We start from the raw sequence: 2,386 nt of genomic DNA on the forward strand, positions 1-2,386 counted from the left end.
TCTCATTATCAATGGTATTCACTCTTTTTCCTCGCATTTCCCTGTACTTCACAGGTAGTTGAAACTTAGGATAAAACCTTGTTATTTTGCAACCGAATTCAGTGAAAAGTCAACTTAAAATTCATTTGAATGTAGAGTGCAAGAAGATAGTTTCAACCTCTGTGATTCTTATCCGAATGAAATTCAGGATATAGTCAATTTTAATCCTTTGAGCTGAGTCAATTTTAACCTAAGTCAAAATTCGACTTTTGAGTCGAGTCAAGAATAAGGTTTCAACTTTGGACGTAATCAGACTTATCAGTCAAGTAAAAAAATAATTTATAACACAACTAACGACCATTCAAGATTATGAAAAAGAAAAACGAAACACCCATCTATCTGGGCTTCGCCTCACAGAAGGGCGGAGTGGGCAAAAGCAGCCTTGCGGAAGTCTTGGCAGCTATCTTATACTACGAAAAGAATATCCCTCTTGCCGTCGTGGACTGCGACGGCACACAGGAATCGTTCTTCAAGCTACGCGAACGGGACAGAGACCTTATCGAGTCCTCCCCCGAACTGGGCAAGGAACTTCACGAGCGTCTGGCTTGCTATGGCAAAAAGTCATACCCAATCATCCGAAGTAAACCGGAGAGTGCCGTCGGTGATATTGAGAAATATATTAAAAAGAAAGCTTCCCCTCCGCAACTCGTTATTTTTGACTTTCCCGGTCATGCAGTTACAAGTGCCTTGATGGACTTGTCCATTACGATGGACTACATTATCTCTCCGATAGAAGCCGACCCTCAGTCGCTGGCATCGAGTTTCGCCTATGCCAAAACCATCTGTGAGTTGGGGATTGGCTTTGAAGGTTCACGTATTCAGGACTTCTTCCTGCTTTGGAACAAGATCAACCGCAGTGCGAGTACCACGGTCATTGATTTGTTCACTGAAAACGCAAAAGAACAAGGACTGACCATCCTTGATTCACGTATCTACCATTCTGTTAGGATTAGTCGAGAACTGGCACAGGGAGGAACAAGAGGCGTGTTCCGATGCTCTTACCTTCCTCCTGCAATTTCCATCCGTCCGCAGACGGGAGTGGATGAATGGGTGGCGGAAGTCATGCGGAAAATCAAACTGTAAACGGAGGATAGTGTATGAGTTCATTAAAGGAACAACGAGAACAGCTGCTTCAGGAAAAAATGAAGGAGATGGCGGATATTGGTGTCAAGAAACGCACGGCAGAAAACACTCCTGATTTTGATGAGCCCATCGACTTGGACGAAGAGATCCTATCAGAGGACCCCGTCTCAGAAGATGTAGAAAAGGAGGAAAAGACCAACGATATTTCTACCGAACAGGTTGTTCACTCTCCCAAGCGCAAGAAAGTAGGTAAAGGTATGAATGCAGCTATGGCATTAGACTTTGAGGAATACGAGCAACGTTTTCTGACAAGCGTCCGTAACGGGCGCAACAAGTCAGGTTTCAGCATTCACACCGAAATCCTGCAAATTCTGCGTGATGTATTGAGCGACCTTCGCTCGGAGGCTTCCATTACAGGATATATAGAAAACATTCTTCTTGACCACCTGAAGACCTATCAGGATATGTTGAACCACACCGCCTCACAGCGTAGGCGCAATAAAACCATAAACTTATGATGATGGAATTACTTATGAATATCTTGTTGCTGCTTGGAATTGTATGGATGCTTTTGGGCATCGCATACCTTTGGAGAATATTCCGACACACAGCACCACAACCGGCAGAAAAAGCCAAAAAGCGACCTACCGTAACAAATGAGCAGATAGCACAAGCTCGCCATGTTCTGGTGGGCAGAAGTAAACCCTTCGTTTCCCCGTCTGTCCCCGAAGTTCCCGCCGTTTCCCCGTCTGAAAATTCAGCCGATAATCCCGATACCTTTGCAGCGCAAAATGTACGCAAAGAAGATGAAACGGAGTCGCCAATCCCACCTCAATCGCCATCGGAGCATACCGACGAACGGGAGAAGGACAATGAAATGCAGGTCGCCTACACAATGGACGAACCTGAAGAGGATTCCATTTTAAAAGAAGACCTGCTGATTGCCGATGAAGCCATGCCCGAAGTTTCACCGACTTCAATCCTCTCACGGGACATCGCCCGTGTCAGTGGCTGGCACAAGAATGACGATGCGCTTCAGACAGAAAATGAGGAAACCATCCATGAGACCCTTCAAGCCATACGAGGCACGGAGTTGATGGAACACCTCAAAGAGAGCACGCTCAAGCAAGAACACGACCATCAACGACTTCTTGCCGCCATTCGCAAAGCTGAGGAGGCGGAACAGCAGGAAAAAGAAACAGCATCCTCTTCCGAGTCCGAAGCGGACGAAAGAGGAGACGACAAAGAAAACACGGCGGACGAC

At 46.1% G+C, this 2,386-nt stretch carries 3 protein-coding genes; all 3 read left to right on the forward strand.

Annotation, left to right across the window (positions count from 1 at the left end):
- The first annotated feature begins 348 nt into the window (after positions 1 to 348).
- Positions 349 to 1,122: a ParA family protein gene (locus tag HMPREF1640_RS12175; RefSeq protein ID WP_036895274.1), complete on the forward strand. Its 774-nt coding sequence runs from the start codon at positions 349 to 351 to the stop codon at positions 1,120 to 1,122.
- Positions 1,123 to 1,136: 14 nt separating this feature from the next.
- Positions 1,137 to 1,640: a DUF3408 domain-containing protein gene (locus tag HMPREF1640_RS12180; protein WP_036895276.1), complete on the forward strand. Its 504-nt coding sequence runs from the start codon at positions 1,137 to 1,139 to the stop codon at positions 1,638 to 1,640.
- Positions 1,640 to 2,386 (forward strand): hypothetical protein (locus HMPREF1640_RS12185; RefSeq protein ID WP_036895277.1); only part of this gene is annotated, 747 nt, incomplete at its 3' end. The genes HMPREF1640_RS12180 and HMPREF1640_RS12185, both read left to right, overlap by 1 nt.

Source organism: Prevotella sp. S7-1-8, assembly GCF_000758925.1.
Classification (GTDB): domain Bacteria; phylum Bacteroidota; class Bacteroidia; order Bacteroidales; family Bacteroidaceae; genus Prevotella.